Below are 26,566 nucleotides of genomic sequence, written 5' to 3' on the forward strand. Positions count from 1 at the left end.
AATCATTTACAAATATGCCTTGCGGAAAGAAAAGAAAAAGACACAAGATGTCAACTCACAAAAGAAAGAAACGTCTTAGAAAAAATCGTCATAAGAAAAAATAATCTTTCTTAGGATAGCCATAAGTTCCAATGCTCTTGCACTTATGGCTATCTTTATACCATCAATTTAGCCAAAACAATATCTAACCTCTTGATTCTACCTCAGGTTTGAGCAACGAATTATATATCAGTACCACACAGAAAGGTGATAGAATAGCCCTCGTACAAGACAAAAGGCTCATTGAGTATCACTTTGACGAGACGGAGCACCAGTTTTCCGTCGGAGATATCTATTTGGGTGTAGTCAAGAAAGTCGTACAAGGGAATAACGCTGCCTTTGTAGACGTAGGCTACGACAAAGACGGATTTCTGCACTACAACGAAATCATTTCTTACAATTCTCTCAGCAAGTTTGTGAAAGACGTTATTGCTAAACGTCCGGTCAATCTTCGTTTAAAAGGTTTTCAGTTAGAAAAAGATATCGATAAATTAGGTAAGATAAACGACGTTGTTACCAAGAATACTCCTATTCTGGTACAGGTTGTGAAAGAGCCTATTTCTACCAAAGGTCCACGGTTATCCTGCGATATATCTATTGCGGGTCGTAACATTGTGTTAGTTCCTTTTGGTACCTCTGTGAACATCTCTAAGAAAATTACCAATAAACAGGAACGTCAGCGTTTACATAAGTTAGTGTCTTCTATCAAGCCTGAAAACTTTGGCGTGATTGTAAGAACCGTTGCTGAGGGTAAAGACTTAGACGAATTAAGAAGAGACATTGATTTCTGCGTTGATAAGTGGGAATCAGGTATGAAAACCCTGCGTGATGCTAAACCTCGTGACCGCATCATCAGTGAAATGGATAGAGCTTCTTCGATTCTACGAGATATGTTGAATGATGATTTCGACAATATCTACGTTGATTCAAAAGAAAATTATGACGGAGTCAAGAGTTTCTTACATACCATTGCCCCTGATAAAGAAAAGATTCTGAAACTCCATACAGGCAAAAACAAGCTTTTTGAACAGTATGGCATAGAAAAACAAATCAAATCGCTTTTTGGTCGTTCGGTTAGCTTGTCTGGCGGTGGTTACCTGATTATTGAGCATACCGAAGCACTCCATGTAATTGATGTCAATAGTGGCAACAAATCAACACAGGAGGGAGACCAGGAATCAACTGCTTTGACCGTTAACCTCGAAGCAGCTAAAGAGATTGCCCGTCAGTTACGCATGCGTGATATGGGTGGTATTATTGTAATCGATTTCATTGATATGAAGAAAAACGAGAACCGTCGTTTGATTCAGGAAGCAATGAAAGAAGAAATGAAGGGCGACCGATCGAAATATACGATTCTGCCTATTTCTAAATTCGGATTATTACAGATTACCCGCCAGCGTGTACGTCCTGAAATGAATATCGTAACCCGTGAAACCTGCCCGACTTGCGGTGGTACCGGAACGATTCAGGCAAGTATCGTGATTACCGATTTGATTGAAAACAATTTAGATTATATCCTCTCTAAGCAAAATGAGAGCGGTATCAGCATCATTCTGCACCCGTTTGTGTATGCTTACTATCGTGAAGGGCTTATCTCTAAACAAATGAGATGGTTCTTTAAGTATCGTACCTGGGTAACACTCACTAAAGATTCTTCTATTGGTATTACTGAGTTTCATTTCCTGAATAAACATGGAGATGAAATTGAGATAACCTCATAGCTTCTTTCGCATAATTTCCCGGTTTTTATGTAGTATTTCAATTGCTTGCAAGGGATTTTCGGTCTAACTTGCCGGGAAATTATGCCTTAACTATGAATCGTAGAGACTTTATTCAAAAAAACACATTGGCAGGGCTTGCTGTTGTTACTGCTCAGGCTAATGCACATGCCGCACCAATCTCCCCACAAGACGATACCCGACTTTACTGGTCAAAACTCCTCTATAAAATTGCCGAACCTGTTTTAAAAAACCTGAGCGAAGGTACTTTACAAAAAAACTGGCAGGTAGAATTTAGTCCTGCCTGGGATAACCGAAACGCAAAAGTAGCTTATCTGGAAGGCTTTGCCCGAACAATGGTAGGTATTGCTCCGTGGTTGGCTTTACCTGACGATACTACAGAAGAAGGTAAATTACTCAAGCAACTAAGAAACTATGCTATCAGGAGTATTCAGAATAGTGTTGACCCTGCTCATGCTGATTATATGCTCTGGCGTAAAGAAAGCCAGACTTTAGTTGATGCAGCCTTTTTAGCCCAAAGTTTTTTGAAAGCACCTGAGGCACTATGGAAACCGTTGGACGATACTACTAAAAAACATGTCGTTGAAGAATTCCGGTTATTGAGAAGAGTAGTGCCCGGCAATAATAACTGGCTCTTGTTTGCGTCTATTATAGAGGTATTTCTACTATTTATCGGAGAAGAAGCCGACCGTTTCAGAATTGAATTTGGTCTGCGAAAAATTGAGGATTTTTATGTAGGTGATGGCTGGTTTAAAGATGGAGAGGTTTTTCACATGGACTACTACAACTCATTTGTCATTCATCCGATGATTGTTGACGTATTGGATACTATGCTGAAAGTACAACGCAAACAATCACCTGACAAGAAAAACCAGAACCTGGAAGACCAATATACCAAAGCAGTAAAAAGAATGCAGCGACAGGCTGATTTTCTGGAGCGATTAATCTCTCCTGAGGGTAGCTTCCCTCCTTTTGGGCGCAGTATTACCTATCGCACAGGGGCTTTTCAGGCATTGACACATACGGCTTTGTTGCATCAACTACCTGAAGGAGTAAGTCCTGCTCAGGTCAGATGTGCTCTGACTGCGGTTATGAAACGAATGTTTTCGCAAGACGGTGTTTTTGATAAAGCCGGTTGGCTGAGTTTAGGTTTTGCAGGGCATCAACCAGGCATTGCCGATTCTTATTCCAATGCAGGTAGCATGTACCTTACTACATTGGGTTTCTTGCCCTTGGGACTACCTGCTACTGACCCTTTCTGGGCAGATGCCGATGCGGAATGGACACAACAAAAAGCCTGGTCTGGAAAGCCATTTAAGAAAGATAAAGCAGTAAGTTTTTGAGAAACTGTTCGAGTTAAATTTTCCGGACTCTGATAGCAAAAGCTTCTGCCGGATTACGCACTAAAATCTGTTCGAAATCTGCGTCTGTAAAACCTTTTTGTTTCAATAAGGGTGTTAGTTCTTTGAAGATATTGGTATAGCCTTTAAAGTCTCCACCTTCAGGTTCATCGGGTTTATACCATCCGGCATCATGCGAAATCAGTAAACGATTCAATACTCCATTCGATTTCATTAAATCAATAGAGTCGGCATAGGTCTGGAAATCTCCCCAGCCAATGCCATCTAAACTAACCCATGTACCCATGCGGGCGGCTTTGGTATGTCCGGCTTTGTTATTTTCTCCCTGCGCATGTACCCATACGAAAGCAGAAGGACTTACACCTATACTTTTGAGTATTTCTATTTCTTCAAATGCGATATGAGCAGGGCCTGTATGTGAGCAGATGGTTAATCCTGTAGCTAAATGTGTAAGTCCGGCAGCTTTTACTAATTTCTGATGAATTTCAGTCAGATTACTTCCGCTATCTACGCCTATTTTAATAAATCCGGGTTTTATAACAGTACCGTCAATCCCATTTTTAAATTCGTCAATCCACCTCTCAGCCAATTGTTCTGCAGTTTCTGAAAATGCCCATTGAGGTAGATACTTATTTTTCACAGCCCCATAATATCCTGTGTTTGTGAGTATCAGCAAGCCACTTTTTTTGGCTATTAATTTGAGTAGTTCAACATCTCTTCCTAAAAAGTTGGGTGTACAATCAAAAACAGTTTTAACACCAAATTCTTTTATTTCTGATAAATAAGGCAGTACTTTAGCAATTACTTTCTCTTTATCCCAACGGCTTGTATTAGTTTTATCTGCGCCAATAAAATCTACCAGAAAATGTTCATGTATGAGCGTTTTGCCCATTTTTGAGGCATCTATCCAACCGTTAATAGTCATTACCTGCGGCTTTTTCGCCGTAAAAGCCAATGAGCCGATGATAGACAGAAAGAAAGAGCGGCGGGAGAGATTCATAAAATTGAGTGATTGAGTGAATTAGTGATTGAGTGATTATAAATTACTTACTATTTCTATAGAAATCTATCTATCTACTTTAATAATGATGCAAAATCAATTAAAATTATTGAATATTTTAATCACTCATTCACTAAATTGCTCAATCACCAATTCAATTAAACAATATCTCATCTACAAAAAACCAGCCCGGTTTGCCTTTATCTGAGTGCCATTTAGGAAGTTTTGGCAAGGGTTTTACAATTACCTTTAAAACCTTATAATTACCCGATTTTATGGGTACGTTAATACCCAGATTGGCTTTATCTTCCATCTTAGAAGGTTGTTCCGGAATTACCCGTTGTAATTTCTTCAAATCTGCTTCGCTATTTCCCCCCCATACCTCAACAGAGGCCGGAGGCATGATATGCGAGCCTATCCTTTGTAGATATGCAATGGTTACAGTAGTAATTGGCGTGGGATTATTGAATTCAATTAAGCTTACAAAATCTTTCTCCTGATAACCTAACCATGCAGCATCGCCATGATTATCATTGGGTCCTTTCTTTAAATCTATTAAGTTTTTAGCGCCTTTACCTCTGTATTGAGGTTTTGGTTCAGTCAGTAAAATAGCTGTATCGGCACTGAAACTTGATTGAAAGAAAGTATAATCTACCTTACCGCTGGCACGCCAGCCGTCTTTGGTAGCCATTGCTTTTATGCGTGTATATTTATCTACCATTAAAGGTTTGGTATAAATAGCCTCAGTAGTTGAATCAGGGTCTTTGCCGTCTAAAGTATAATGAATCTGCACGTTTTTAAGGGTATGCTTCAATTCAATCGGGGCATTCTTTTTCAGAATAAAATCTTCATTCACCAGAATTGGTGGATTGAGTTTCAGAATTTCATTTGGATTTTCTCTATATCCTGCGTCTATTACCACTTTTGGATACTTTTTAGCAAGTTCCTGTATAGCCAATGAGTCGAGTGGAGTATTCCATACAAAAACCTCTGCCAAAGCGGGTAAAGCCATCAGCTTCTGCACCTGAGCCTTACTTACTTTAGTGCCCGACAAAGCCACCGAGCTTAAATGCTTGCATTGTGCCAGTTGGTCTAAAGTAGCACCTGTAATATCGGTCTGACTAAGGTTTAGTTTTTCAAGGTTAGGGAATTTGGCTATTAAGGCAATATCAGCGTCTTTGACAGGCATTTTCGCCAGACTTAGCTCTACTAACTGCTGTTGTATTTTTGAAAGATTTTCTAAAGATTTACGGTCGAATTTCCTGCTCACAAAAAACTCTGCTTCTAAGGCTGGAGAACCGTTAGCTAAAGGTGCCACCACACAAAAAGGTGTATTCACTTCTGCTATGGTACTTTCAGAGGCTTCTGAAAAACTATATACTTTTTCTGTTCCGCTACTGCCTGATATTTTAAAAGCTAATGCTTTAGCTTTTGACAAAGGCACATAATTCTTTACTGCTTTTTTCACATCAGCGCCTTCTTTAATCCAGGCAGTCAGCAAGGCAATTTCATCAAAGGTCAGTTGTTCTTTGCCTTTGGGCGGCATGTGTTCTTTTTGTTCTATGGGCAGATATACTCTTTTCAATAAAATACTATTCAAGGTATCGCCTGCTTTCCACAAAGCGCCATGTTTACCTCCTTTCAGAATTTTGGCAACGCTACTCATATTCAGTTCGCCTTTCACTTTCTGGTCGTTATGGCAACTCATACACTTCTTTTCTAAAATAGGCACAATGGCTGCTTGATACATACTACTATCCTGCGAGAATACCGGTGTCTTTTCTTTCGTTTCAAAGGCTTCAAAAACATAGTTTTCTCCATGTGTGATGGCGGCACCAAAATGTCCGGCTACAATAAAAAGTATCATGCCACCTACTGACGATACCTGCATAGCTCTTGCTTTCTGCGATAGTTCTTCATTGAACCATGTCAGAGCATAGGTAAACAAGCTGACACCTACGCCTGTCCATTTATGCCATTGCAAAAGTCTGGCATCGTAACCTCCTTCTTTTGATAAGAAAAAGCCCATCAGCGCAGTAATGCAAGAAGTGAGGGCTGTGATAATCAAGAGTAGTTTTACAAAAAATGTATAGCTTTTAGGCTCAAACTCTTTTTTGAATAATAATACAATTACCAGAATGACCGAAAACCCGATAGGAAGGTGCAGAAGCGCAGGGTGTAATCTGCCAAACGGACTAATCCAGACAGGAATCCTTACACGCTCTTCAAAAAAGAGTAAGAATAATAAGAGGATATTACCTACCAGTAAAAGATACGAGCAAGCTTTGAAAAAACGATTCATTGATGTGTTCAGGGTGCAATAGGTGGTTTACGACGAGGCAAGGCTATGCAATAATGCCCGGCACTAATTTGCCTGCTACGTCAGTCAGTCTGTATCTTCTGCCTAAGTGTTTATAAGTCAGTTGTTCGTGATTCAAGCCCATCAGGTGCATAACAGTAGCATGAAAATCGTTGATATGCACAGGGTCTTTGATAACGTTATAACCAAACTCATCAGTCTCTCCATACACAATGCCGGGTTTTACCCCACCACCTGCCATCCAGATAGTATAGGCTCTCGGATGATGGTCTCTACCGTAATTATCTTTGGTAAAAGTACCCTGACAATAGTTGGTTCTGCCAAATTCGCCACCCCATATAACGAGGGTTTCGTCTAATAAACCTCTTTGTTTTAAATCCATAATCAAAGCGGCAGACGAACGGTCAACATCTTCGGCTTGTAGTGGCATTTCGTTAGGCAGATTCCCATGTTGGTCCCAACCCTGATGGTATAACTGCACAAAACGCACGCCTGACTCTGATAGTTTTCTTGCCAGTAACACATTAGCCGCATAAGTACCCGGTACCAGACACTCGGGGCCATACATTTTTACGATATGGTCAGGTTCTTTTGATAAGTCTGTTAATTCAGGCACAGCCGTTTGCATACGGTAGGCCATTTCATACTGTTGTACTTTGGCCTGTACTTCGGGGTCGCCACTTGTTTCAAAACCCAGATGATTCAATTCTGCCAGTTTATCTAACATTCTCCTACGAGAATCTTTGTCTATCCCATCACTATCCTTCAGATACAAAATCGGGTCTTCGCCACTACTGAATACTACGCCCTGATGGGTAGAATCCAGAAAACCGTTTGTCCAGAGTTTAGAATATACTCCTTGTCCATTGCCACGACCCCGAGAAAGCAATACACAGAAAGCAGGCAGGTTTTTGTTTTCACTTCCTAAACCATAACTCATCCATGCACCCATACTCGGCCGATTGCCTACCTGCGCTCCGGTCTGGATAAAGGTCAGGGCAGGGTCATGGTTGATGGCCTCGGTATTCATGGTTTTAATAATACAGAGTTCATCTACAATCTTAGCCATATTGGGCAGCATATCGCTTACCCAGGCTCCTGATTGCCCATATTGTTTAAAACCAAAATAAGAGCCTATCAAAGGAAACTTGGTTTGATTGGCAGTCATACCCGTCAATCTTTGTGTACCTCTGATTGACTCCGGCAGGTCTTCACCTGCCATTTTATTCAATAATGGCTTATAATCGAAAGTTTCTAACTGCGAAGGCGCACCATTCTGAAACAGATAAATAATGCGTTTGGCTTTAGGCGCAAAATGTGGCAGACCTAATGGCAATTGCGCAAGGTTTTCTTCTTCGCCAGTAAATAAATTAGGCATCAATAACGAACCTAATGCCATACTACCCAAACCTACAGCTGACTTACTCAGAAAATGTCTGCGGGTAATATTTAACCTGTTTTTGAAAAATTCGTTTTCCATCGGAAATATTTATGCTGTTGAAAAAGCCTGAGAGCTTAGAAACTGTTTGAGTTAATCTTGTTCTGTTCAAAATGATTCTTTTTTACAAATCCTACGCCATCAAAATCCCGCGCGGCGTCCGCTCATTTAGCTCTGCTAAACTCCGGTTTTGTTGTCTTGTATTTGCAAAAAATAATTCATTTTGATTCATAAAATTTAACTCAAACAGTTTCTTAAACCCTCATAATGGCTTCTTCCATGTTATACAATAACTGAATTGTTTGCATCAAGGCTGCTGCTGACGCTTTATCTTTTATAGGCTCGTGCTTGTATTCGCCTATATTCAAAAGTTTTTCGGCTCTTTTAGGGTCTTTTTTCAGCAAGCCTGATTCATGGGCAAAATACTGCCTGATAACCTCCATTTCTTTTTCTTTAGGCTTACGGCAAAGCACCATTCTGAATGCCTTTTCCAGTTTCTCATCAATCGAGCCTTTTTCAAGAGTCAGGTTCTCGGCCAATACCCTTGAGCCCTCAATCATCTGCGGGTCGTTCATCATCACTAATGCCTGTAAAGGGGTATTGGTTCGTACCCGTTGTACCTCGCACTGGTCACGGTTACTGGCATCAAAAATAAGCATGGTCGGAGGTGGAACCGTACGCTTGATAAATACATACATTCCCCTACGATACAGGTCAGACTCATGGTCTTGCACATATCTCGACAAACTACCTCTACCCGAAGTAGCTACCTCCCACAAGCCTTTAGGCTGATAAGGTTTAATGCTTGGGCCACCTATTTCATCGTTCATAATACCACTACTCGATAAAACATAATCACGTACGTTTTCGGCAAGTAAGCGAATGCGTGAAGCACGGGCAAGAAAGATATTATCAGGGTCAGTTTTCAGGTGTTTATCAGTAATGGTTGATGATTGTCTGTAAGTAGCAGACATTACTATCTGTTTTACCAGGCGTCTTATATTCCAGCCTTTTTCTCTGAAATCTACTGCTAACCAATCTAATAACTGAGGATGTGAAGGGAGTTCGCCCTGCATGCCAAAATCGCCCAATGTTTTTACAATACCTCTCCCAAAGAACTGTGCCCATATCCGATTCACATACACTCTTGAGGTTAGTGGATTTTTAGCATCCAGAAGCCACTTAACTAATCCTAAACGACCTCTGCCATATCTGGTAGTATCATAACTCAGAATACTCTTTGGTAATCCAAAAGTTACCGAATCTCCATGTGCATCATAGTTCCCTCTGTTCAGTACATATGTCGTACGTACCTTTGTGGTATCTTTCATCACCATTACCATTACTTTAGCCGTATCTTTCTTATTGATAAACTTCAGTAAAGACTTCACATCGGCATCTGTAATAGCCATATTCGGCGGGTCAGCATAAGAAGCATCAATCGTTCCGAATAAGCCCTTTTCAGGCACCTGATTAAAGAACGCAAAAGTACTGTAATAATCTTTCTGAGAAATAGGGTCATACTTATGGTCGTGGCACTTGGCACATTCAAAGGTCAGCGACAGAAAAGATTTACCAAAGGTATTGGTACGGTCGGTTACATATTCAACCCTGTATTCCTCATCTATTACCCCACCCTCTTGTGTAATTTTATGATTACGGTTAAAACCTGTTGCCAGTAACATTTCTTTAGAGGGCTTTCCACTACCGTCAGGATTGGGCAGTAAGTCTCCGGCCAATTGCCAGCTTAGAAATTTACTATAGGGATAGTTTTCGTTATAGGCATGAATTACCCAGTCTCTCCAGGGCCACATGGTACGCAAGCCATCGTCCTGATACCCATGTGAGTCAGCATAACGGGCTACATCTAACCAGTAGGTAGCCATTTTTTCTCCGTAGTGCTTATTTTTCAACAATTCATCTACAATTTTTTCATACGCATCAGGCGAAGTATCTTTCAGGAATCTTTCCTGCATTTCAACAGTAGGTGGTAATCCTGTCAGGTCAAGACTTACTCTCTTTAACAATTGTTCTTTCTCTGCTTCTTCATTGGGTTTAAGACCTTTTTCACGCATTTTGTCATACACAAAATTGTCAATTTCGTTTACCACCCAATCTTCGTCTGCCTTCGGTACATTTGTTTTTTTAGGCTCAATAAATGCCCAGTGTGCCTTGTATTTAGCACCCTGTTTTATCCACTTTTCAATCAGGTCTATTTCGTGTTGCGTCAGTTTCAGGTTAGACTCAACCGGAGGCATGAGTTGAGTAGAGTCTTTAGATGTAATTCTTAAAAACACCGCTGACATATCAGGATTACCCGCTACAATGGCATGTGCCTTCGGATTATCTTTCAAAGCGGCAAAAGCTCCTTCAGGGGTATCCAGACGTAAATTGGCTTCTCTTGTATTAGCATCAGGGCCGTGACATTTGAAACAACGGTCAGATAGAATAGGGCGGATATGAAAATTATAATCTATCTCGTCAGGGATGGCTGCCGTTTCAGCAGAAGCGCTCGTACAGTTCCAGACAACAGAAGCGATGCCTACCGTAACGAGGCAAAGGAGAAAAAAATATTTAATTTTTACGGTTAAAGTTTTCATTCAGGGTAATTGAATAGAGATTTCCTACGAGACAAAACTAGCACTTTTTTTAGAAAAAATAAAACATTTTTAAACATTATTAAAATTTTTTAAAAACTCATATTATAAGTACTTGTATAGACGAGTTTCTAACAAATCTATGTAAAAAAATGGAGATTTTTTATAGGGGTTTATATGAAACGTTAAAGTAGCTGAAATACTCTACTGTCTAAAAACTTATAACGTTCTGAGAGTTTATATGAAACGTTAAAGTAGCTGAAATATTAGGGTTTTCTTAAATACGCCAGTATCCCCATTAAGACTATCTGATTTTCAGAATAATTAATAACAAAAAATGCGTACGGTTTCTAATCCTTAATATTTCTCATTAATTTTAATCATTCCTCATTAACAAGCACAAACCCATGAATCACCTTCAACGCAGGAAATTCCTGAAATTATCTTCTGCGCTTTCGTTAGCACCTGCCTTATCTGCTCAGGCATTTGAACCTGCAAATGCAACTAAAGATACGCCTGTTACTCCTGTCAATTTTGTATCTGATGGATTGATTCTCTCGCCAATGGCTTATAGCCAGTTATTAAGTAGCCTCACCAGAAAAGACGATTTAGTAGCTGATTATTATTCATTGAATGGCTGTGTAGAAGAGTTGGAGAAAAAAATGGCTAATATGCTGGGCAAAGAAGCGGCTGTATTTATGCCTACGGGTACGCTGGCCAATCATTTAGCCATCAGAACCTTAGCAGGCAAAAACAATCGGGTGATTCTGCAACACGAAAGTCATGTGTATAATGATACGGGTGATTGCGCACAGACATTAAGTAACCTGAACCTGATTCCTTTAGGGTTCGATAAAGCCACCTTTACGGTCGATGAAGTGAATGAAGTACTGAAACGCACTGCTGGAGGCCGGGTAGCCGCTAAAGTAGGCGTTATCTCTATTGAATCGCCCGTGCGGAGAAAAACCGGGGAAATGTTTGAGTATGAGCAAATGAAACAGATTTCAGCTCTGGCAAAAACCAACGATATTAAGATGCACTTAGATGGCGCAAGGCTTTTTTTAGCTTCGGGTTATACAGGTATTAGTCCAGCTACTTATGCTGCTTTGTTTGATACGGTGTATATTTCTCTTTATAAATATTTCAATGCTGCTTCGGGTGCTATTCTGGCAGGACCAAAAGAATTGATTGCACCGATGTATCATGCCCGACGGATGTTTGGCGGAGGCCTACATCAGGTATGGACATACGCTGCAGTAGCTCTGCACTATTTAGACGGTTTTACGGACAGATACAGCAAAGCAGTAACTATGGGAGAAGAGTTGATGAAAAAATTAGATAGCCACGATAGTTTTGAAATACAACGTATCCCGAACGGAACGAATATTTTTAAGATGAAGGTAAAAGGCATAGAACCAAAAATATTTGCTAAAAACCTGAAGAAAAACGGCATTATTGCCCGCCCGAATGAAACCAATGGATTTAATTTATTGGTGAATGAATCGTTACTAAAAAGTAATGTTCCTGCATTGGTGAATGGTTTTACAAATAGCCTGAAATAGATTTTTACTAATAAGTAGGACAACAAGGTTTAAAATTCTGAACCCCTACAAACATAAAAACAGGTAGAGACAGAGCATTGCTCTGTCTGAATTTACAAGTACTGATTAAACACATCAATCATGAAAAAAATCTTCCTACTTCTTATAACAGGTATTTCCTTTTCCTGCGTAGCCCAACAAAGAAACCCAGCTAACAAAGCCATTTATTTAGAAGACATCAGTTGGACAGAAGCGCAAAAAATATTGAATAGTGAAACAGTTGTTGTGATTCCATTGGGAGCAGCCGCTAAAGAACATGGCCCACACCTACCCCTTGCGACAGATTTTCTTCAAGCCGAAGGATTAGCCAAAAGAGTAGCTTTAGAGAAAAAAGTAGTCATTACCCCAGTAGTCAGTTATGGGTTTTATCCTGCTTTTTTGAAATATTCCGGTTCAACCAGTACTACCTTTGCTACAGCTACCAATATGGTGGTTGAGATTGTGAGAAGCCTGGCAGGCTATGGCCCCAGAAGATTTTATATCATTAATGTAGGTGTCAGCACTACGCCTACCCTCGAAACAGCCGCAAAAACATTAGCAGAAGAGGGTATTCTGCTGTATTACAGCCAGTATAGCCGCCCAGCATTTGATAAAGCCGAGGCACGTTTCAGAACCAAAACCTATAGCGGCCATGCAGATGAAATAGAGACCTCGAATGTGCTAAGTATCAGACCTGACTTGGTAAATATGAGCAAGGCAGTGAACGATTCGAGCATGAAAGGTAAAAGTGGTAATATGACCCCTGTGATGATTGAAACAGGAAACCTGAATACCAGTGGTATTAATGGCTATGCGGCATTGGGTACTAAAGAAAAAGGGCATAAAAACATGGCTTCTTTTGCCAGTGAACTAATGAAAGAAATAGACAGCGTATCTACCTGTGCTTTACCAACAATGAAAGACCGGAGTGCAGAATATGCCGCCTATGAGGGCATTTATGAGGACGCAACGGGCAAGAAATTAGAAATAAGCCAGAAAGATAATATTCTGTATTTTATCTGGAATGGCCGGGATACCCGAAATTTCTTTCATCTCTATAAAGATGCCCCTGATTATTTTTCATCAATGAATATGAATATTCTATTTGTAAAAAATGAGTCGGGGGCAGTAAATAAAGCCTGGTGTCAGTTCAGAGGAGAACGTTTCTGGGTTACTAAAGTCCAGAATTAACTAAAACTACTTTCCAAACGCTTGCATCATTTTTGACAGAAGATTTATTTTCCTGATAGTACGGGTAGTAGCTGATTGTTTGTCGTCAAAAAGCACTTTTCCGTTTTCATCAGTCAGGTATTCATATACGGTACCTTCGTGTGCATGTATTTTAAATCTTCCTAAAAATACCAGACAACCCATCCCTATTAAAAAGAAAAGTGCAGGCATAATAAGAATCCAGTTATAGTCTTTTACTGACCTATTGAATGTAGTTTGTAGTTGTGTATTTTTTACATTGTTAGTATATATTATCTGCACTTTTTGCCCAACCGATACTTCGTCATATTCTTCTTTAGAAGTCATTTCACGGGCTTCTGCTGTGATTGCTTTACCTTCTTTTGTAACATAGCCTACAGTTACTACATTATCCGGCACATTGCTATCGGGTTTTCCTTCAATACTTTTTTTAATAACCGTTGCTTCGGTATGAATACCATTCTTTTTTAAATCTTCCAACTCCTTATAACCACTATACCACCAATACACAAAGCATAAGGTAATAAATGTAAAAAGAGAAAACATTCTGAAACCTAAAGAATTATATTTCCTTAAAACGAAATAGTAATAGGCTAAAGAACCAAAAAAAATAAGGAAAAAAGCAGTAATACTCATGGCTTTATGAATTAAATAGTTTATCGTACATAAGGTTGAATATTACTCAGAAATTTCTTACTCAGCCATATATGCGTATCGTCGGCCTGTATGTGTAAAAAAAAGCCGTCGTTTGAAACGATTTTAATGGCACTCCAAGGGATAAGCATAGGTGGGTGACCAATTCTGAAAAACGGGTTATTGGCAAAGAAAATCCCTGCTTTTGAAAAGCCAACAGTAAGCGTAAACTTATATCTTGATACGCCGAACTTTCCGTATTCATTGGTAAATTTCTGGTCTATTACAGTATCTTTCGCTGTTTCATATTTTTTGGCTAAGGTTTGCCAGCCACCCATTGCACCAATAAGGTAACATACTCCACTCCATATACCTCCAAAAAAGATGGGAAAAACTACAATAATAGCGATGGTTAATAAAATTTGTGAACGGTTCATAAAAGCAATGTTAATTTATTGAAGACTAAAGCGATATAATTTACTATTAGCTACTATATACGTATTTCCGTTAGCCGAACGCAGATAAAAGTCGTTGGAAACCATCACCGGAAACTCCCATTTAAATGCTGTTTTTTCATCTCCTACCTGCATTTCATAATAAAACAGTTTTTTATCAGGCCCTTTCAATTTATACTGATTATACTCAGTTGTAATCTGTTCTGTTATTCTCAGACTGCAATCTTTATCTTTAATTCCTCTGGTAGGGTATGAATACATACTGCTAAAATTCCTATTAACTTCCGAATCAGGGTTAAGGTTTAAACGGGCAAAATCATATCCATTCCGACTGATACCTTTGTCTAACTGAAAAGCTACTACTTTTCCACTGGCAACTTTGGTAAATAAATATTCTGTGTCGCTTTCAGGTAGTTTATAACCCAAAAACCATGTTCCGGTTTTTATCTCATTATTCGCATATTCCTCATAGTACTTCTGTCTGAGCGTATATATCATACTGTCCGATTCCTTTTTAGCTGCTCTGAATTCTGTCCAATAGGCCTCTGCATTCTTTTTATTACCCTCAACAATTTCAAGACTCACTGAATCTATTTTCTGAATATCGTATTTTTCAGCTATTTTCACACGCCTGGCTTCAAATTCTTGCCCCACTTTCTCATTTATCAGTTTTTCATTTTCTTTTGATTTTGGATAATCGTACTGATAATAGGTAAATACTTCATCTATTACCTTGAAACTCGGAAGGTTAACAATGTAAAATACATTTGAGTAATCCCAGATAAGTGTATTGCTATCCAGTAAAGATAAGGTGGTTGGTACTCTGCCCATGTCGCCCAAATAGAGTTCACGAAGTTTTTTTCCGTTCTCATCTAATTCAATTAAATAATGATTATATGTCCCTCCTCCGGCTGTTTGCGCAACAAGGGCATAGATTTTCTTTCTATCGGCAGAAAAAATAAACCTGTCGATACCAGCATATTCTGCAGAATCTATTTTTATCCGGCTATTGGTGGCTCCCGGTAAAAAAGGCATTTCAGGATGACGGTCTTTTTCTGCCCAACAAGCCGCTAAAAATGAAAACAAACCCATTAATAAAAGAAAGTTTAGTAAACGCATGGCTATTAATATCTATTTCTGTCAGACTTCTGCGCAGAAATTTGTCTGTACTTATAATCATCTATTTCATAAACCGAATAGCTATCGGCAGCATATTCTTCAATTTTATGAAATAGGTAAAATGTTTTTAACAAGCTGGTTCTGGAACCTGTGCTGTAATAATTTTCAGGTCTTACAATAATCAATGGAGGAAAAGGAGACTGAGGATTTTTAGGCATAAAAGTAAATAAAAAACTCTTCTCTAACCCTCCATAATCAGGCGAAAACCATACTCTGAATATAATCCTGTCGGGAAAATCATCACTATACTTCAGAATCTGACGGGCTATTTCTTTCGAAATCCAACGCCCGCTTTCATCTGTAACACCCGTATTACTTGTTCTGACAATACCATGTCTGACTGATACAGCCAGTTTAGTAGGCAACACCCCTAAATCAACAGTTTTAGAAATATAGTCACCATTTTTCTCAATGCTTATGTGTGGATTATCATAGCGTTTCTGTATCAGGTTTTCTAATCTTTCTAAACCTGCAGGCTCATTCATTTTAGTTCTGTATTTATAAATGACCCGTGTGGCTATTTCTTCTACTCCTCCGGTATTCTCTGGCAATTTGCCGTCATTTTCTTCAGCAATTACTGCATCTATAATCGGATTTACAAAATCACTGTCTTTTACCATATATTCTACCTGATTGGCAAACCAGAGGTACTTATAGGCAAAGAGTTTTTCTTTAATAGCTTCTATAGGGTCTTTTACACTGGTACCCTCATCTCTTACCATTATTGGAGAAATCACTACCTTAGTAGTATCTCTTTTAAGGCCATACATAGGGCTGTCAGAGTCGTCTTTTACATCAGTTACAGGTAAATTACGAAACACCTGAATAATGAATAAGACAACCAAACCAATGACTACATATAGCATGCCCTTTTTCATGTTTAATTTTCCTTTAAGTCAGGATTACCGCTAAAATTCTTTTCTTTTAACTTAGGCATCTGCTCAATACCTGTCAGGGTTTTCAGTTGGTTGCCCTCCATCAAAAGCCACTCAACATTAGGTATGCCCGAAAAACTTGTCAAATCGGTAAATTCGTTGTTCTGCAATTCTAACCGATATAATTTAGGTGATTGTAAATCGCTTAAATCTTTCAGGTGTGTTCCTCTCAGATATAGTCCGCTTAATTCAGGCAAAACAGATAGTACGGATATATCAGTAATGGTTTTATCGGTTACGCCAACTCCCAACACATGCCCTTTCTGAAGACAAACCGCCATCGGGAAGTCCCTCAGTTTCCAGTACTCAGTCAGATGTATTTCTTTCTCCGGTGTGCCTGTCTGTTTGGCAAGCGAGCGGATTGCTGCCTGTTCCTGCGCCGGAATTTTAGCCAAATCATAATCAAATTGTCCGGGAGAAGGTTTGCCTCTGTTCATTTCCATCGAAATAACCAGCGCATAGCAAGCAATACCAAAACCACTCATACCCAATGATAACAGGCTTAAAAATTTATGTTGCGGAAAACCCTTTACTCCCCACCAGAATGCCAACAGATAGAGTATCCCTCCCGCTATCATCATTATAAAACCACCCCAATCAGGTATTTTATGAAGAAACGAGTCTTTGGTAGTAAGACCTACCGTAAAAGTGTATCCAAAAAAAATAGTCAGTAATAGACTTAAGAAGAAGCTCTTGATTGCCATGACGATTGATAGGTAGCGGTTCGTTGATTAGTTTTAGGAGCCAACTCAATATTAGCCTTTATCCATGCCAGATTTCTGGCGTATATTTTTGCATCTACAAAAGTGTCAAAAGCTATCACAAAGCCCCCATCTTCGGTAGTAGTTACCAGATAAGGTTTATCTGTATTAATGGTAAAGAAGTATTTCCATTTTTCTTTGAATGTATAATGCGATTTGTCCATCAGTACCTCTGCCTTTTTCTTGAAATTCTCGCTTACAGTATTAGGCTCAAAAATAAAAGCTACATAATATCTCCGGTTAGTTACATAGTTTTTTCCGTTGTAGTAGCTAAAAGAAGTGTTGCCTTGCCAAAACAAATAGTTAACCCATTCGTTAGAACGAGTAAATAGCTTACCCTCAGCTAATGACCATTTTCTGTCGCCCAATACATCCATAATAGCCTTGGGCTTTTTTTCTGATTTATAGATTTTGTTTTCGCTATAGAATAGCTGCATACTATTATCGGGAGGAGGTTTAAGCGTAAACAACAGAATAAGTACGGTAAGAAGCGCAAAACAACTCATGGCGGCTCCGCCTACATAATAGGTAGAAACCGTAAAAAACAACCATAAACCTGCACACAAAACAGGAGCTAATACAGGAGACCCTTTTCTGCCATAGAAATACATACCAACAAAACAAAGGGCATAAAATGCAGAGAAGAAACTCATCCGGTATATCGTATTTTCGCTCATGGCTATCTTGGTTTAATTGGTAAAACAAATATCGGATACCAATGCTTTTGATAGAAGCGACAATTTGTAAGCGGACAGGGAAAGTTTGTAATTGGTAGTTTTTTGTATTTTATTGGATATAAACCGATTGTGTATCCATACGATACTAATTTATCAGATTTTACGTGTTTTTGTTGTAATATTTATATATTTGTTTTAAAATTCATTGCTTTCCTATAAAATTATAAGATGTCCAGTAATACATTTCGCAAAAAACAGCCGCCGAAGAATACCCCGCGTACCCCTTCGAAAGGCCCAAGTAGCAGCGGAACTCAGGTACCTATTGAGTTCAATGTGAGTACAGACAGCTACCTGTTAGCGTTTGGTATCTTCTTACTGATTCTGTCAGTAATTCTTCTCGTTTCGTTCATATCGCACCTAATAGTAGGAGATGCCGATCAGGATATTGTTCAACGTAATTTTAGTGCGGCTCTTGAACAAATAGACCGCAAGCCACGCAACATGATGGGGTTAATGGGCGCCTATCTTTCGCATTATTTTATCTTTCAATGGTTTGGCATAGCTGCCTTCGGATGGTTGCCTGTTATTTTCTGGGCTGGCTACCGTTTAGTATTCAAAAGAGATTTACTCCCTCAAAGCCTTAATCGTTTTACGCTTGCCAGTATTTTCTATATATTCTGGACAAGCATATGTATAGGTTATTTTGCTGGGTTACTCGAACTCAATGCGGGTACTTTCTGCGGTGGCATCGGGTATTCGGTTAATAAGTTTTTATCTCATACCCTCGGTTCGGGAGGTATCTTAATTATCTTGTTAGCTTTAGCTGCATGGGTTATTTTCTTTCATGGCTATACTGATATTGACGACTGGTTTCTGGCTAAATACTTCAACCGTCCGCCCAAAGAAGATATATCTACCGAGCGTATCCGCAAAGCTGTACAATATGATATAGAAGATAACGAGACGGCTTTCAGAGAACAACCTGTAAAAAGACAGGAGCCTGTGCCAGTGCCTGTAACGGTAAATGACCTCTACAAAGCCCCACGCTACGAAGAAGAAATTGAAGTACCGAAACCTTTTGAAGAAAAGCCTTTTGTTGAGAAAATTGTGCCAACTTCGGTTGCCAATAACGGGGTTAAATTAGAAGTTGACAGACCTGCTCCGGTCAGGAATGAGCCGGTTAAAAGCGACCCGACCTTTATTATAGAAGATACGACAAGCAACGATACATCAGACGATGAGGATTATGATGGAGACCTTGACGATGATGATGTAAACGAAAAAGTACTGAAAGACTTTGGTTTATATGACCCAACGCTTGAATTAGACAACTACCAGTATCCACCAGTTACACTATTAAGCGAATACAATAATGCCGGAGGTAAGGTAACTGAAGAGGAATTGGAGGCCAATAAAAACAAGATTGTAGAAACCATGCGCAATTTCCAGATTGGGATTGCAAGCATTAAAGCTACCATTGGGCCTACTGTAACACTCTATGAAATTGTGCCTGACGCAGGTATCAGAATCTCAAAAATCAAGAATCTGGAAGATGATATTGCCTTAAATCTGGCTGCTTTGGGTATTCGTATCATTGCACCAATGCCGGGTAAAGGTACAGTGGGTATTGAAGTACCCAACAAAAACCGTGAGATGGTAACGATGAAGTCGGTGATTTCAAACGAGAAATTTCAGAAAAGTAATTTTGAACTGCCTATTATTTTAGGAAAAACCATCTCTAACGAAGCATTTATTACTGACCTTGCCAAAATGCCACACTTACTTATGGCAGGGGCTACGGGACAAGGTAAATCAGTAGGTTTGAACGTGATTCTGACCTCTTTGCTCTATAAGAAACATCCTTCTCAGATAAAGTTTGTATTGGTTGACCCCAAGAAAGTGGAGCTAACGCTCTATAATAAAATTGAGCGACACTTTCTGGCCATGTTACCTAATTCGGAAGAAGCCATTATTACCGATACCAAGAAAGTAATTTATACGCTTAACTCTCTTTGTATCGAAATGGATAGCCGATATAACTTGCTGAAAGATGCAGGGGTAAGGAACATTAAAGAGTATAATGCCAAGTTTATTCAGCGTCGTCTGAATCCTGAAAAAGGGCATAAATATCTGCCTTATATTGTGTTGGTAATAGATGAGTTGGCCGACCTGATGATGACGGCCGGAAAAGAGGTTGAACAACCCATTGCCCGTCTGGCACAGTTGGCCCGTGCCATTGGTATCCACCTGATTGTAGCTACCCAGCGTCCATCGGTAAACGTTATTACGGGTCTTATCAAAGCCAACTTCCCGGCTCGTCTGTCATTTAAAGTTACGTCTAAAATTGACTCAAGAACCATTTTAGATACAGGAGGTTCAGAGCAATTGGTAGGTAATGGTGATATGCTGCTTTCGATGGGTTCAGATATGATACGTCTCCAATGTCCGTTTGTAGATACACCTGAAGTAGAAGAAATCTGCGAATTTATCGGCAGCCAGAGAGCCTACGATTCTGCTTATATGCTACCTGAGTTCTACGGTGAAGAAGAAGGTGAAACATTAGATTTTGACCCGTCAGAGTTAGATCCCATGTTTGAAGAAGCCGCCCGACTGTTGGTTACTCACCAGCAAGGAAGTACTTCTTTGATACAGAGAAAAATGAAGTTAGGCTATAACCGGGCAGGGAGAATCATTGACCAATTAGAGGGGGCAGGCATTGTAGGGCCATTTGAAGGAAGCAAAGCCCGTGAGGTTTTAGTGAAAGATATTACCCATTTAGAAGAAATTTTACGAAATTTGCGATAGTATTAATCTTTGGTCTGTTTTTTTAGTCTAAGAGTATGTTTAAATTTTGTTTTTCTGACCGAAAGAATAAGATTTTTTAGATAGACAAGGCGCATTTTGCAGATGTAGCCATCGGACCGCCGAAGCGGCAGCTACATCGAAAAAATGTAACGTAGTATAGCTAAAAAAGATATTCTTGTAGGTCGAACAATAATTTTTAAACATACTCTAAATGATTATAGTGTTTCAGTATCCCAAATTAACTAATCTCATGATGAAGAAAGTATTTTTAATAATTACTAATCTGGTGTTAGTCAGCAGTTTAGTATTTGCCCAGAAAGACCAGAAAGCCACTGCGATTCTGGACGAGATGAGTAAAAAATATCAGAATATGAAGTCGTTCAGTGCCTCATTTACTTATGGTACAGAGGGTAATAACGCCAAAATGACCGAAAGCTACAAAGGTGATGTAACCGTAAAAGGTGCTAAATTTCATTTAAAAATGGCAGGTCAGGAAGTTTTTGCCAATGGCAAAGACCTTTATACTTATGTAAAAGAAACCAATGAAGTAAATATTACGGAGTTTGACCCGGCCATGCAGGAAGAACTCTCTCCTACCAAGATTTATACTATCTATAAAAAGGGCTATAAATATGTGTTTCTGGAAGAAGTAAAAGAAGGCAGCCAGTTTTATGAGGTAGTAGAACTTTCGCCGGAAGACAAATCAAGCAAAATTGCCAAGGTTCAAATCAAAGTGAATAAGAGCGACAAGTCGGTGAAGTCATGGAAAGTGTGGGACAAAAGTGGCAAACGCACGGTTTTCCGTGTTGACAGATTTATGCCTAATGCCCCTGCTGACGATAAAATCTTTACATTCGACAAAAAATTGTACCCGGGTGTAGAAGTAGTTGACTTACGATAACCCTGTTTTAAAGAATATACCGAAAATCCCTGATACTTACAGTATTGGGGATTTTTGTTTTTATAATCTGTCATTTCTTAACTTTTGTCAATGCACGGCAATATCAGGTAAGGTACTTTTGTCTCATTAACCAAGACAAATCCAATGAATACCCATTCCGATATTTCTATTCGTAAGGCAGCAGTAATAGCAGGCGTTTCTTCTGTGGTTATGTTTTTTGCGGCTATGCTCGCTGAGTTTTATGGTCGCCAGCGTTTAATTGTTTCTGCTCATGCTAATCTTACTGCCAGTAATATTATCCAGTACCCACTCTCATTTCGTATGGGTATGCTGGGGTTTATAATCGTGCTTATTTGTGATGTATTGGTAAGTTGGGCCTTATATATTTTCCTGAGTCCTGTCAACAAAAGCCTATCATTACTTGCAGCCTTGTTCCGACTGGTTTACACTGCTATTTTTGGTGTATCTTTATTGAATTTAATGACAGGTTTCCGGTTATTGACAGACATACACTATACGAGTGCTGTTAACAAACAGACGCTTACGTTGTTTAATGCCTTTGATGATGGCTGGGCTATCGGATTATTATTCTTTAGTATTCATTTATGGCTATTAGCCTATCTTATTTTCAATGCAAGGTTTGCGCCTAAAGTAATAGGTATATTTTTGTTCCTGGCATCAATAGCGTATCTGACAGATAATCTGGCAAAATTACTTTTAGCCGATTATTCTTCTTATAAAACTTTACTGACTATACTTGTGGCTATACCATCTATTATCGGAGAAGTGGGTTTTGCTATATGGCTCTTAATAAAGGGCAGAAAATTAGCAGATATGGAGCCTACTTTTTAAGGCTCATTCTTTTTCTGATGCGGCTCAATGATTCGGGTTTGATACCCAGATAACTCGCTATCTGATGTTGAGGGACACGTTGTAGTAAATCCGGGCGATTTTTCAGCAGTAATAGATAACGTTCTTCAGCAGATGAAGCGATAAAAGTAGCAAATGCTTCCTGGGTTTTGCCATAATCCTGCTCCATAATTTCTCTTGTAATGGCAGTAAGTTTCGGAAATTTCTGATACATTTCCTGTTCTTTGTCAAGATGTCCTACCAGTGCGGTAGTATCTTCTTCACACACCCAATAGTGATTAGCTGGTATTTGTTGGCTATAACTGCTGAAAGTTACTACTGCCTGTTCTTCGGTAAAAAAGGCAGTAGTTTTCTCTTCGCCATCAGTCAGATAATATTGTCTGACACAGCCTTGCAGAATAAAATAACACTTATTGGCAATTTCGCCTTCATGCAGTAAAATGGTATGCTTTTTAAAAGTCTGAACTAACAAATTATCAGTAATATCTTGCTTCTCCTGCTTACTCAAAGAGTCGAATTTATCCATGTATTTGAGTAATGCTTCATTCATATTGGTTACATTCTTTCAAAAATCGTAGCAATTCCCATGCCTCCGCCAATACAAAGACTTACCAGACCAACACCTTTATCAGCGCGTTCCATTTCATCAATCAATGCTGTAGAAAGAATAGCTCCGGTTGCGCCAAGCGGATGCCCTAAAGCAATAGCTCCCCCATTCACATTTACTTTGCTATGGTCTGCACCTAATTTATCCATAAACAGCATCGGTATGGCGGCAAAGGCTTCATTTATTTCAAAAATATCAATATCACTCAAGCTCATTCCGGCTTTTTTCAATACCTTTTGTGTAGCAGGAATCGGGCCTGTCAGCATAATAGTAGGCTCTGACCCTACTATAGCAAAAGCCTTGATTCTGGCTCGTGGTTTTAAGCCTAATTTTTGCCCCATCTCTTTATTACCTATCAACAAAGCCCCTGCTCCGTCGCTAATTTGTGAGGAATTTCCGGCATGATGAACGTGGTTGATACTTACCAGATGATTATATTTCATCAAAGCCAGAGCATCGAGTCCCATACTGCCCAACATTTCAAACGCAGGTTTGAGTTTGCTTAGAGATTCAACCGTAGTTTCTGGTCTGATACCCTCATCTCTATCCAGCACTGTTAGTCCTATTTCGTCTTTTACTGCTACCATTGATTTATAAAAGCCATTCTTTTGCGCTTCTACTGCCCGGCGAACAGATTCGGCGGCATAAGTATCTACATTATTTCTTGAATAGCCATATTTGGTGGCAATCAGATCGGCGGAAATACCCTGTGGTACAAGTTTATGCTGTGCTATCAGTTGCGGATTCATCATCAAAGCGCCTCCGTCTGAACCCATAGGTACTCGTGACATAGATTCTACTCCGCCCGCTACCAATAAATCTACCTGCCCAGACATTACATAGGCTGCTGCCATATTAATAGCCTCTAAACCTGATGAACAGAAACGATTGACCTGAACCCCTGCCACAGTCTGGGCATAGCCCGAATCTAATACTGCGGCACGGGCAATATCGCCCCCTTGCTCACCTATTGGTGATACACAACCCACAATTACATCGTCGATAAGACTGGTATCTAAATTGTTACGTTCTTTTAAAGATTTTAAAACGGTTGAGAGTAATTGCACAGGCTGTACATCGTGTAAGGCACCATCTGATTTGCCACGCCCCCGGGGAGTCCGCATGGCATCGTATATATATGCTTCCATTAGTTGAATAGTATGTTTTTAGACCCTAATTGGTATGCTTGCATACCTCCTCTGACAAAACTACGCAATAGTTTAATTTGATGCAAGCACAGAAAATATTACCTTTGCTATAGCCTGTTTAAACATTATAATTCGACCTGCAAAGGCAGTTTTTTCGGTCAGAAAGACAATATTTAAACAGGCTCTGACAGCTATTATCTTCTTTTATCCTCACATGGTTTCCTTATTTCGTAATGCTTTCGGTGGACTCTCCCGGCAAGTGTGGTTATTGGCAATTGTGATGTTCATCAACCGGAGCGGGACGATGGTCATTGCCTTTCTGACGGTTTACCTGACACAAAATCTTCATTTCAGTGTACAAGAAGCCGGGATAGTAATGACACTATTTGGTGTAGGTTCTATCTTTGGTACCTGGATGGGTGGAAAACTGACAGACAAGATAGGCTACTACCCGGTGCAATTCTGGAGCCTGTTTTTAGGTGGAATCATGTTTATTGTAATGGTTCATACGCACAATTTTTATTTCTTGTGTATTTATGCTTTTCTGCTGAGTGCCTTCGGCGAAGCGTATCGTCCGGCCAACTCTGCTTCCATAGCCGATTTCAGTACGCCCGAAACTTTCACCCGCTCGGTTTCATTGATACGTTTAGCTATTAATGTAGGGTGGTCTATCGGCCCTGCTATCGGCGGTTTTTTAGCGGCACGAGACTATGATTTACTTTTCTGGGCAGATGGACTAACCAATGTGGGTGCAGGAATATTTGTATGGATTTTTCTGAGAAGCACAAAAAAGGTAAAAGAAGTGGTAACCACAGAAGTAGTAATCGACAAAAAAGACTCGGCTTTAAGAGACCGTACTTATATGATATTTATCGTATTAGCCTCCTTATATGCCATTGCTTTTTCGCAGCTATTTACCATCGGTCCTTTGTTTTATAAACAAGCCTGTCAACTGACCGAAGTTCAGATTGGGTATCTGTTGGGTTTAAATGGGCTGGTAGTAGCCTTATTTGAGATGATTTTTATTTATAAAATCGAGGGAAGATTCAAGCGGTTATGGCTTATCAGTTTTGGTGCTTTTTTAGTGATTCCCAACTATATTATTTTCCTGTTTACGCATAACTACCTCTGGTTAATTGTAGGGATTCTCTTTGCTACTTTCTCCGAAATGTTTGCTATGCCTTTTATGAATGCCTTTAGTATTGAGCGGGCAAAGCCGCATAACAGAGGTCAGTATTCGGCCCTATATGCCATGAGTTGGTCAATTGCGCAGATTTCTGCTCCACTCATAGGTACCCAGACCATTGCCATGTTTGGCTTCGATGCACTCTGGTATATATTAGGGGCTTTGGGTTTAGTAGCGACTTTAGGATTTGGAGCTTTAGGCAAAAAATTAGCCTGAAGCTCCGCCTCTTGAAAGTTAGTATAGTATAGGGTTCAGTTTTCCGTCTGCGGTGCTTCCTACCGGCTTGCTGTCAAGCCATGTCTGCCAGTCTGCTACACGATATTCGTTAGTAGGTTCAATCACTTTAATATCCTTATCCATGTAAATCATGGTCATTACTTTCCGGGCTTTGCCCGATTTGTTTGCTCCTGCTCTATGATAAGTCCACCCGGCATGATAGCTTACTTCACCCAATTCAAAAGGCGTATCATTCATGCTGAACTGTTTCAGGGTCTCTGCCAGTAATGCTTCCGACTCGTCAGATATTTCCACATCACGACCAATCTCTACGGTCTGGCTTTTTTCAGCAAATGCCAGTGGTCCCATTTCCATCGGTGTATCCTGTAAAGGTATCCACACTGTAATCGTATTCGGGTTCGACAAGGGCCAGTAAAACTGGTCGGCATGCCAGGGAGTAATGCCCCCGGTTGGTTCTTTGTAAAGGGCTTGGTCATGATAGAGTCTCACACCGGAGACTCCCATCAATTCCGTAGCAATTCGGGCCAGACGTTTAGAAAAAACAAACTCTTTTACCTCCTCATTTTCCCGCCACATATTCATGATTTGCAGAAAAGCCCTTTCATAAGTCGTACGTTCTTCCATCGGTTTCGTGAGTTTATTCAGTTTGAAAACCCAATCTGTGATGATTTCGCCGTAATAACTCAATACTTCAGCAGAAAGTACATTTTTAAGTTTTACATAACCATTTTCCCGATAAAAAGCGATGGCTTCGTCTGACAAATAAAAAGGTTCGTTGAGTTGGTGCAAAAGCGACGTTTTCTCTGAATGAGCAGTCATTGCTTAATCATATTAAGGTTGAATAGAGTGCCACAAAGTACGATAGAATTTTTCTAAGAAAAATCTT

21 protein-coding genes are annotated in these 26,566 nt (G+C 39.6%); 8 read left to right on the forward strand and 13 right to left on the reverse strand.

Features of this window, described 5'->3' with window-relative positions; genetic code table 11:
• Nucleotides 1-209: 209 nt before the first annotated feature.
• Together EWM59_RS00420 and EWM59_RS00425 are read left to right on the forward strand one after the other, a co-directional pair.
• Entirely contained in the window at nt 210-1,763 is a 1,554-nt protein-coding gene (locus EWM59_RS00420) for an Rne/Rng family ribonuclease (protein WP_130018962.1), read from the forward strand.
• Between the two features lie 92 nt (nt 1,764-1,855).
• Nucleotides 1,856-3,124: a DUF2264 domain-containing protein gene (locus EWM59_RS00425; protein ID WP_130018964.1), complete on the forward strand. Its 1,269-nt coding sequence runs from the start codon at nt 1,856-1,858 to the stop codon at nt 3,122-3,124.
• Between the two features lie 13 nt (nt 3,125-3,137).
• Here the strand turns inward: EWM59_RS00425 and EWM59_RS00430 are convergent, their stop codons facing one another.
• The 4 genes from EWM59_RS00430 to EWM59_RS00445 form a co-directional block, all read right to left on the reverse strand.
• Nucleotides 3,138-4,142 (reverse strand): phosphotriesterase family protein, encoded by a 1,005-nt coding sequence (locus EWM59_RS00430; RefSeq protein ID WP_130018966.1) that lies wholly within the window; start codon nt 4,140-4,142, stop codon nt 3,138-3,140.
• A 154-nt stretch (nt 4,143-4,296) separates the two neighbouring features.
• Nucleotides 4,297-6,444, reverse strand: a complete 2,148-nt coding sequence (locus EWM59_RS00435; RefSeq protein ID WP_130018968.1) for an FN3 associated domain-containing protein — start codon at nt 6,442-6,444, stop codon at nt 4,297-4,299.
• Nucleotides 6,445-6,487: 43 nt separating this feature from the next.
• Entirely contained in the window at nt 6,488-7,942 is a 1,455-nt protein-coding gene (locus EWM59_RS00440; protein ID WP_130018970.1) for a DUF1501 domain-containing protein, read from the reverse strand.
• Between the two features lie 212 nt (nt 7,943-8,154).
• On the reverse strand, nt 8,155-10,500 hold the full coding sequence (locus EWM59_RS00445) for a PSD1 and planctomycete cytochrome C domain-containing protein (RefSeq protein WP_130018972.1): 2,346 nt from the start codon (nt 10,498-10,500) through the stop codon (nt 8,155-8,157).
• A 404-nt stretch (nt 10,501-10,904) separates the two neighbouring features.
• On the opposite strand from EWM59_RS00445, the gene EWM59_RS00450 reads away from it, so the two are divergent.
• Both EWM59_RS00450 and EWM59_RS00455 read left to right on the forward strand, forming a co-directional pair.
• Complete coding sequence (locus EWM59_RS00450; protein WP_130018973.1) at nt 10,905-12,059, forward strand: threonine aldolase family protein; 1,155 nt, start codon at nt 10,905-10,907, stop codon at nt 12,057-12,059.
• Between the two features lie 120 nt (nt 12,060-12,179).
• The gene (locus EWM59_RS00455) at nt 12,180-13,268 is read left to right on the forward strand and encodes a creatininase family protein (RefSeq protein WP_130018974.1); all 1,089 of its coding nucleotides are present in this window, start codon (nt 12,180-12,182) and stop codon (nt 13,266-13,268) included.
• Between the two features lie 6 nt (nt 13,269-13,274).
• Here the strand turns inward: EWM59_RS00455 and EWM59_RS00460 are convergent, their stop codons facing one another.
• From EWM59_RS00460 to EWM59_RS00485, 6 genes are read right to left on the reverse strand one after another with little or no spacing between them, the layout of a single operon-like run.
• Nucleotides 13,275-13,922: a DUF3592 domain-containing protein gene (locus EWM59_RS00460; protein WP_130018975.1), complete on the reverse strand. Its 648-nt coding sequence runs from the start codon at nt 13,920-13,922 to the stop codon at nt 13,275-13,277.
• Between the two features lie 20 nt (nt 13,923-13,942).
• Entirely contained in the window at nt 13,943-14,356 is a 414-nt protein-coding gene (locus EWM59_RS00465; protein WP_130018976.1) for a hypothetical protein, read from the reverse strand.
• 15 nt (nt 14,357-14,371) lie between these two features.
• Nucleotides 14,372-15,493 carry a hypothetical protein gene (locus EWM59_RS00470; RefSeq protein ID WP_130018977.1) on the reverse strand — a complete coding sequence of 374 codons (1,122 nt, stop codon included), beginning with the start codon at nt 15,491-15,493 and terminating at the stop codon, nt 14,372-14,374.
• 5 nt (nt 15,494-15,498) lie between these two features.
• Nucleotides 15,499-16,431 carry a hypothetical protein gene (locus EWM59_RS00475; protein WP_130018978.1) on the reverse strand — a complete coding sequence of 311 codons (933 nt, stop codon included), beginning with the start codon at nt 16,429-16,431 and terminating at the stop codon, nt 15,499-15,501.
• A 2-nt stretch (nt 16,432-16,433) separates the two neighbouring features.
• A complete protein-coding gene (locus EWM59_RS00480; protein ID WP_130018979.1) occupies nt 16,434-17,192 on the reverse strand; it encodes a leucine-rich repeat domain-containing protein in 759 nt (252 codons plus the stop codon).
• Nucleotides 17,168-17,926 (reverse strand): hypothetical protein, encoded by a 759-nt coding sequence (locus EWM59_RS00485; protein WP_130018980.1) that lies wholly within the window; start codon nt 17,924-17,926, stop codon nt 17,168-17,170. The genes EWM59_RS00480 and EWM59_RS00485 overlap by 25 nt, the downstream gene beginning before the upstream one ends.
• Nucleotides 17,927-18,154: 228 nt before the next feature.
• Here EWM59_RS00485 and EWM59_RS00490 point away from each other — a divergent pair, with 228 nt between their 5' ends.
• From EWM59_RS00490 to EWM59_RS00500, 3 genes are all read left to right on the forward strand, one after another.
• On the forward strand, nt 18,155-20,731 hold the full coding sequence (locus tag EWM59_RS00490) for an FtsK/SpoIIIE family DNA translocase (RefSeq protein WP_130018981.1): 2,577 nt from the start codon (nt 18,155-18,157) through the stop codon (nt 20,729-20,731).
• A 250-nt stretch (nt 20,732-20,981) separates the two neighbouring features.
• A complete protein-coding gene (gene lolA1 / locus EWM59_RS00495) occupies nt 20,982-21,632 on the forward strand; it encodes an outer membrane lipoprotein periplasmic chaperone LolA1 (protein ID WP_310587818.1) in 651 nt (216 codons plus the stop codon).
• Between the two features lie 144 nt (nt 21,633-21,776).
• Nucleotides 21,777-22,484, forward strand: coding sequence for a DUF4386 domain-containing protein (locus tag EWM59_RS00500; RefSeq protein ID WP_130018982.1), 708 nt, complete (start codon nt 21,777-21,779; stop codon nt 22,482-22,484).
• Here the strand turns inward: EWM59_RS00500 and EWM59_RS00505 are convergent.
• Both EWM59_RS00505 and EWM59_RS00510 read right to left on the reverse strand, forming a co-directional pair.
• Complete coding sequence (locus EWM59_RS00505) at nt 22,474-23,052, reverse strand: Crp/Fnr family transcriptional regulator (protein ID WP_130018983.1); 579 nt, start codon at nt 23,050-23,052, stop codon at nt 22,474-22,476. The two genes, EWM59_RS00500 and EWM59_RS00505, sit on opposite strands and share 11 nt — an antisense overlap.
• A gap of 5 nt (nt 23,053-23,057) precedes the next feature.
• Complete coding sequence (locus tag EWM59_RS00510) at nt 23,058-24,257, reverse strand: acetyl-CoA C-acetyltransferase (protein WP_130018984.1); 1,200 nt, start codon at nt 24,255-24,257, stop codon at nt 23,058-23,060.
• 214 nt (nt 24,258-24,471) lie between these two features.
• Between EWM59_RS00510 and EWM59_RS00515 the strand changes: the two genes are divergently transcribed.
• Nucleotides 24,472-25,659 (forward strand): MDR family MFS transporter, encoded by a 1,188-nt coding sequence (locus EWM59_RS00515; protein WP_130018985.1) that lies wholly within the window; start codon nt 24,472-24,474, stop codon nt 25,657-25,659.
• Between the two features lie 18 nt (nt 25,660-25,677).
• On the opposite strand, the gene EWM59_RS00520 is transcribed toward EWM59_RS00515, so the two are convergent.
• Entirely contained in the window at nt 25,678-26,499 is an 822-nt protein-coding gene (locus tag EWM59_RS00520; RefSeq protein ID WP_130018986.1) for a phytanoyl-CoA dioxygenase family protein, read from the reverse strand.
• Nucleotides 26,500-26,566: the final 67 nt, after the last annotated feature.

It is taken from the genome of Emticicia agri (assembly GCF_004168285.1).
Lineage (GTDB): Bacteria > Bacteroidota > Bacteroidia > Cytophagales > Spirosomataceae > Emticicia > Emticicia agri.

Bases quoted from the DNA above. Each gene is read 5' to 3' on its own strand.
- EWM59_RS00440 (WP_130018970.1), bottom strand. From the start codon at position 7,942: ATGGAAAACGAATTTTTCAAAAACAGGTTAAATATTACCCGCAGACAT.
- EWM59_RS00500 (WP_130018982.1), top strand. From the start codon at position 21,777: ATGAATACCCATTCCGATATTTCTATTCGTAAGGCAGCAGTAATAGCA.
- EWM59_RS00435 (WP_130018968.1), bottom strand. From the start codon at position 6,444: ATGAATCGTTTTTTCAAAGCTTGCTCGTATCTTTTACTGGTAGGTAAT.
- EWM59_RS00425 (WP_130018964.1), top strand. From the start codon at position 1,856: ATGAATCGTAGAGACTTTATTCAAAAAAACACATTGGCAGGGCTTGCT.
- EWM59_RS00515 (WP_130018985.1), top strand. From the start codon at position 24,472: ATGGTTTCCTTATTTCGTAATGCTTTCGGTGGACTCTCCCGGCAAGTG.
- EWM59_RS00475 (WP_130018978.1), bottom strand. From the start codon at position 16,431: ATGAAAAAGGGCATGCTATATGTAGTCATTGGTTTGGTTGTCTTATTC.
- EWM59_RS00450 (WP_130018973.1), top strand. From the start codon at position 10,905: ATGAATCACCTTCAACGCAGGAAATTCCTGAAATTATCTTCTGCGCTT.
- EWM59_RS00485 (WP_130018980.1), bottom strand. From the start codon at position 17,926: ATGAGCGAAAATACGATATACCGGATGAGTTTCTTCTCTGCATTTTAT.
- EWM59_RS00505 (WP_130018983.1), bottom strand. From the start codon at position 23,052: ATGAATGAAGCATTACTCAAATACATGGATAAATTCGACTCTTTGAGT.
- EWM59_RS00480 (WP_130018979.1), bottom strand. From the start codon at position 17,192: ATGGCAATCAAGAGCTTCTTCTTAAGTCTATTACTGACTATTTTTTTT.
- EWM59_RS00445 (WP_130018972.1), bottom strand. From the start codon at position 10,500: ATGAAAACTTTAACCGTAAAAATTAAATATTTTTTTCTCCTTTGCCTC.
- EWM59_RS00490 (WP_130018981.1), top strand. From the start codon at position 18,155: ATGTCCAGTAATACATTTCGCAAAAAACAGCCGCCGAAGAATACCCCG.
- EWM59_RS00520 (WP_130018986.1), bottom strand. From the start codon at position 26,499: ATGACTGCTCATTCAGAGAAAACGTCGCTTTTGCACCAACTCAACGAA.
- EWM59_RS00465 (WP_130018976.1), bottom strand. From the start codon at position 14,356: ATGAACCGTTCACAAATTTTATTAACCATCGCTATTATTGTAGTTTTT.
- lolA1 (WP_310587818.1), top strand. From the start codon at position 20,982: ATGATGAAGAAAGTATTTTTAATAATTACTAATCTGGTGTTAGTCAGC.
- EWM59_RS00470 (WP_130018977.1), bottom strand. From the start codon at position 15,493: ATGCGTTTACTAAACTTTCTTTTATTAATGGGTTTGTTTTCATTTTTA.
- EWM59_RS00510 (WP_130018984.1), bottom strand. From the start codon at position 24,257: ATGGAAGCATATATATACGATGCCATGCGGACTCCCCGGGGGCGTGGC.
- EWM59_RS00430 (WP_130018966.1), bottom strand. From the start codon at position 4,142: ATGAATCTCTCCCGCCGCTCTTTCTTTCTGTCTATCATCGGCTCATTG.
- EWM59_RS00455 (WP_130018974.1), top strand. From the start codon at position 12,180: ATGAAAAAAATCTTCCTACTTCTTATAACAGGTATTTCCTTTTCCTGC.
- EWM59_RS00460 (WP_130018975.1), bottom strand. From the start codon at position 13,922: ATGAGTATTACTGCTTTTTTCCTTATTTTTTTTGGTTCTTTAGCCTAT.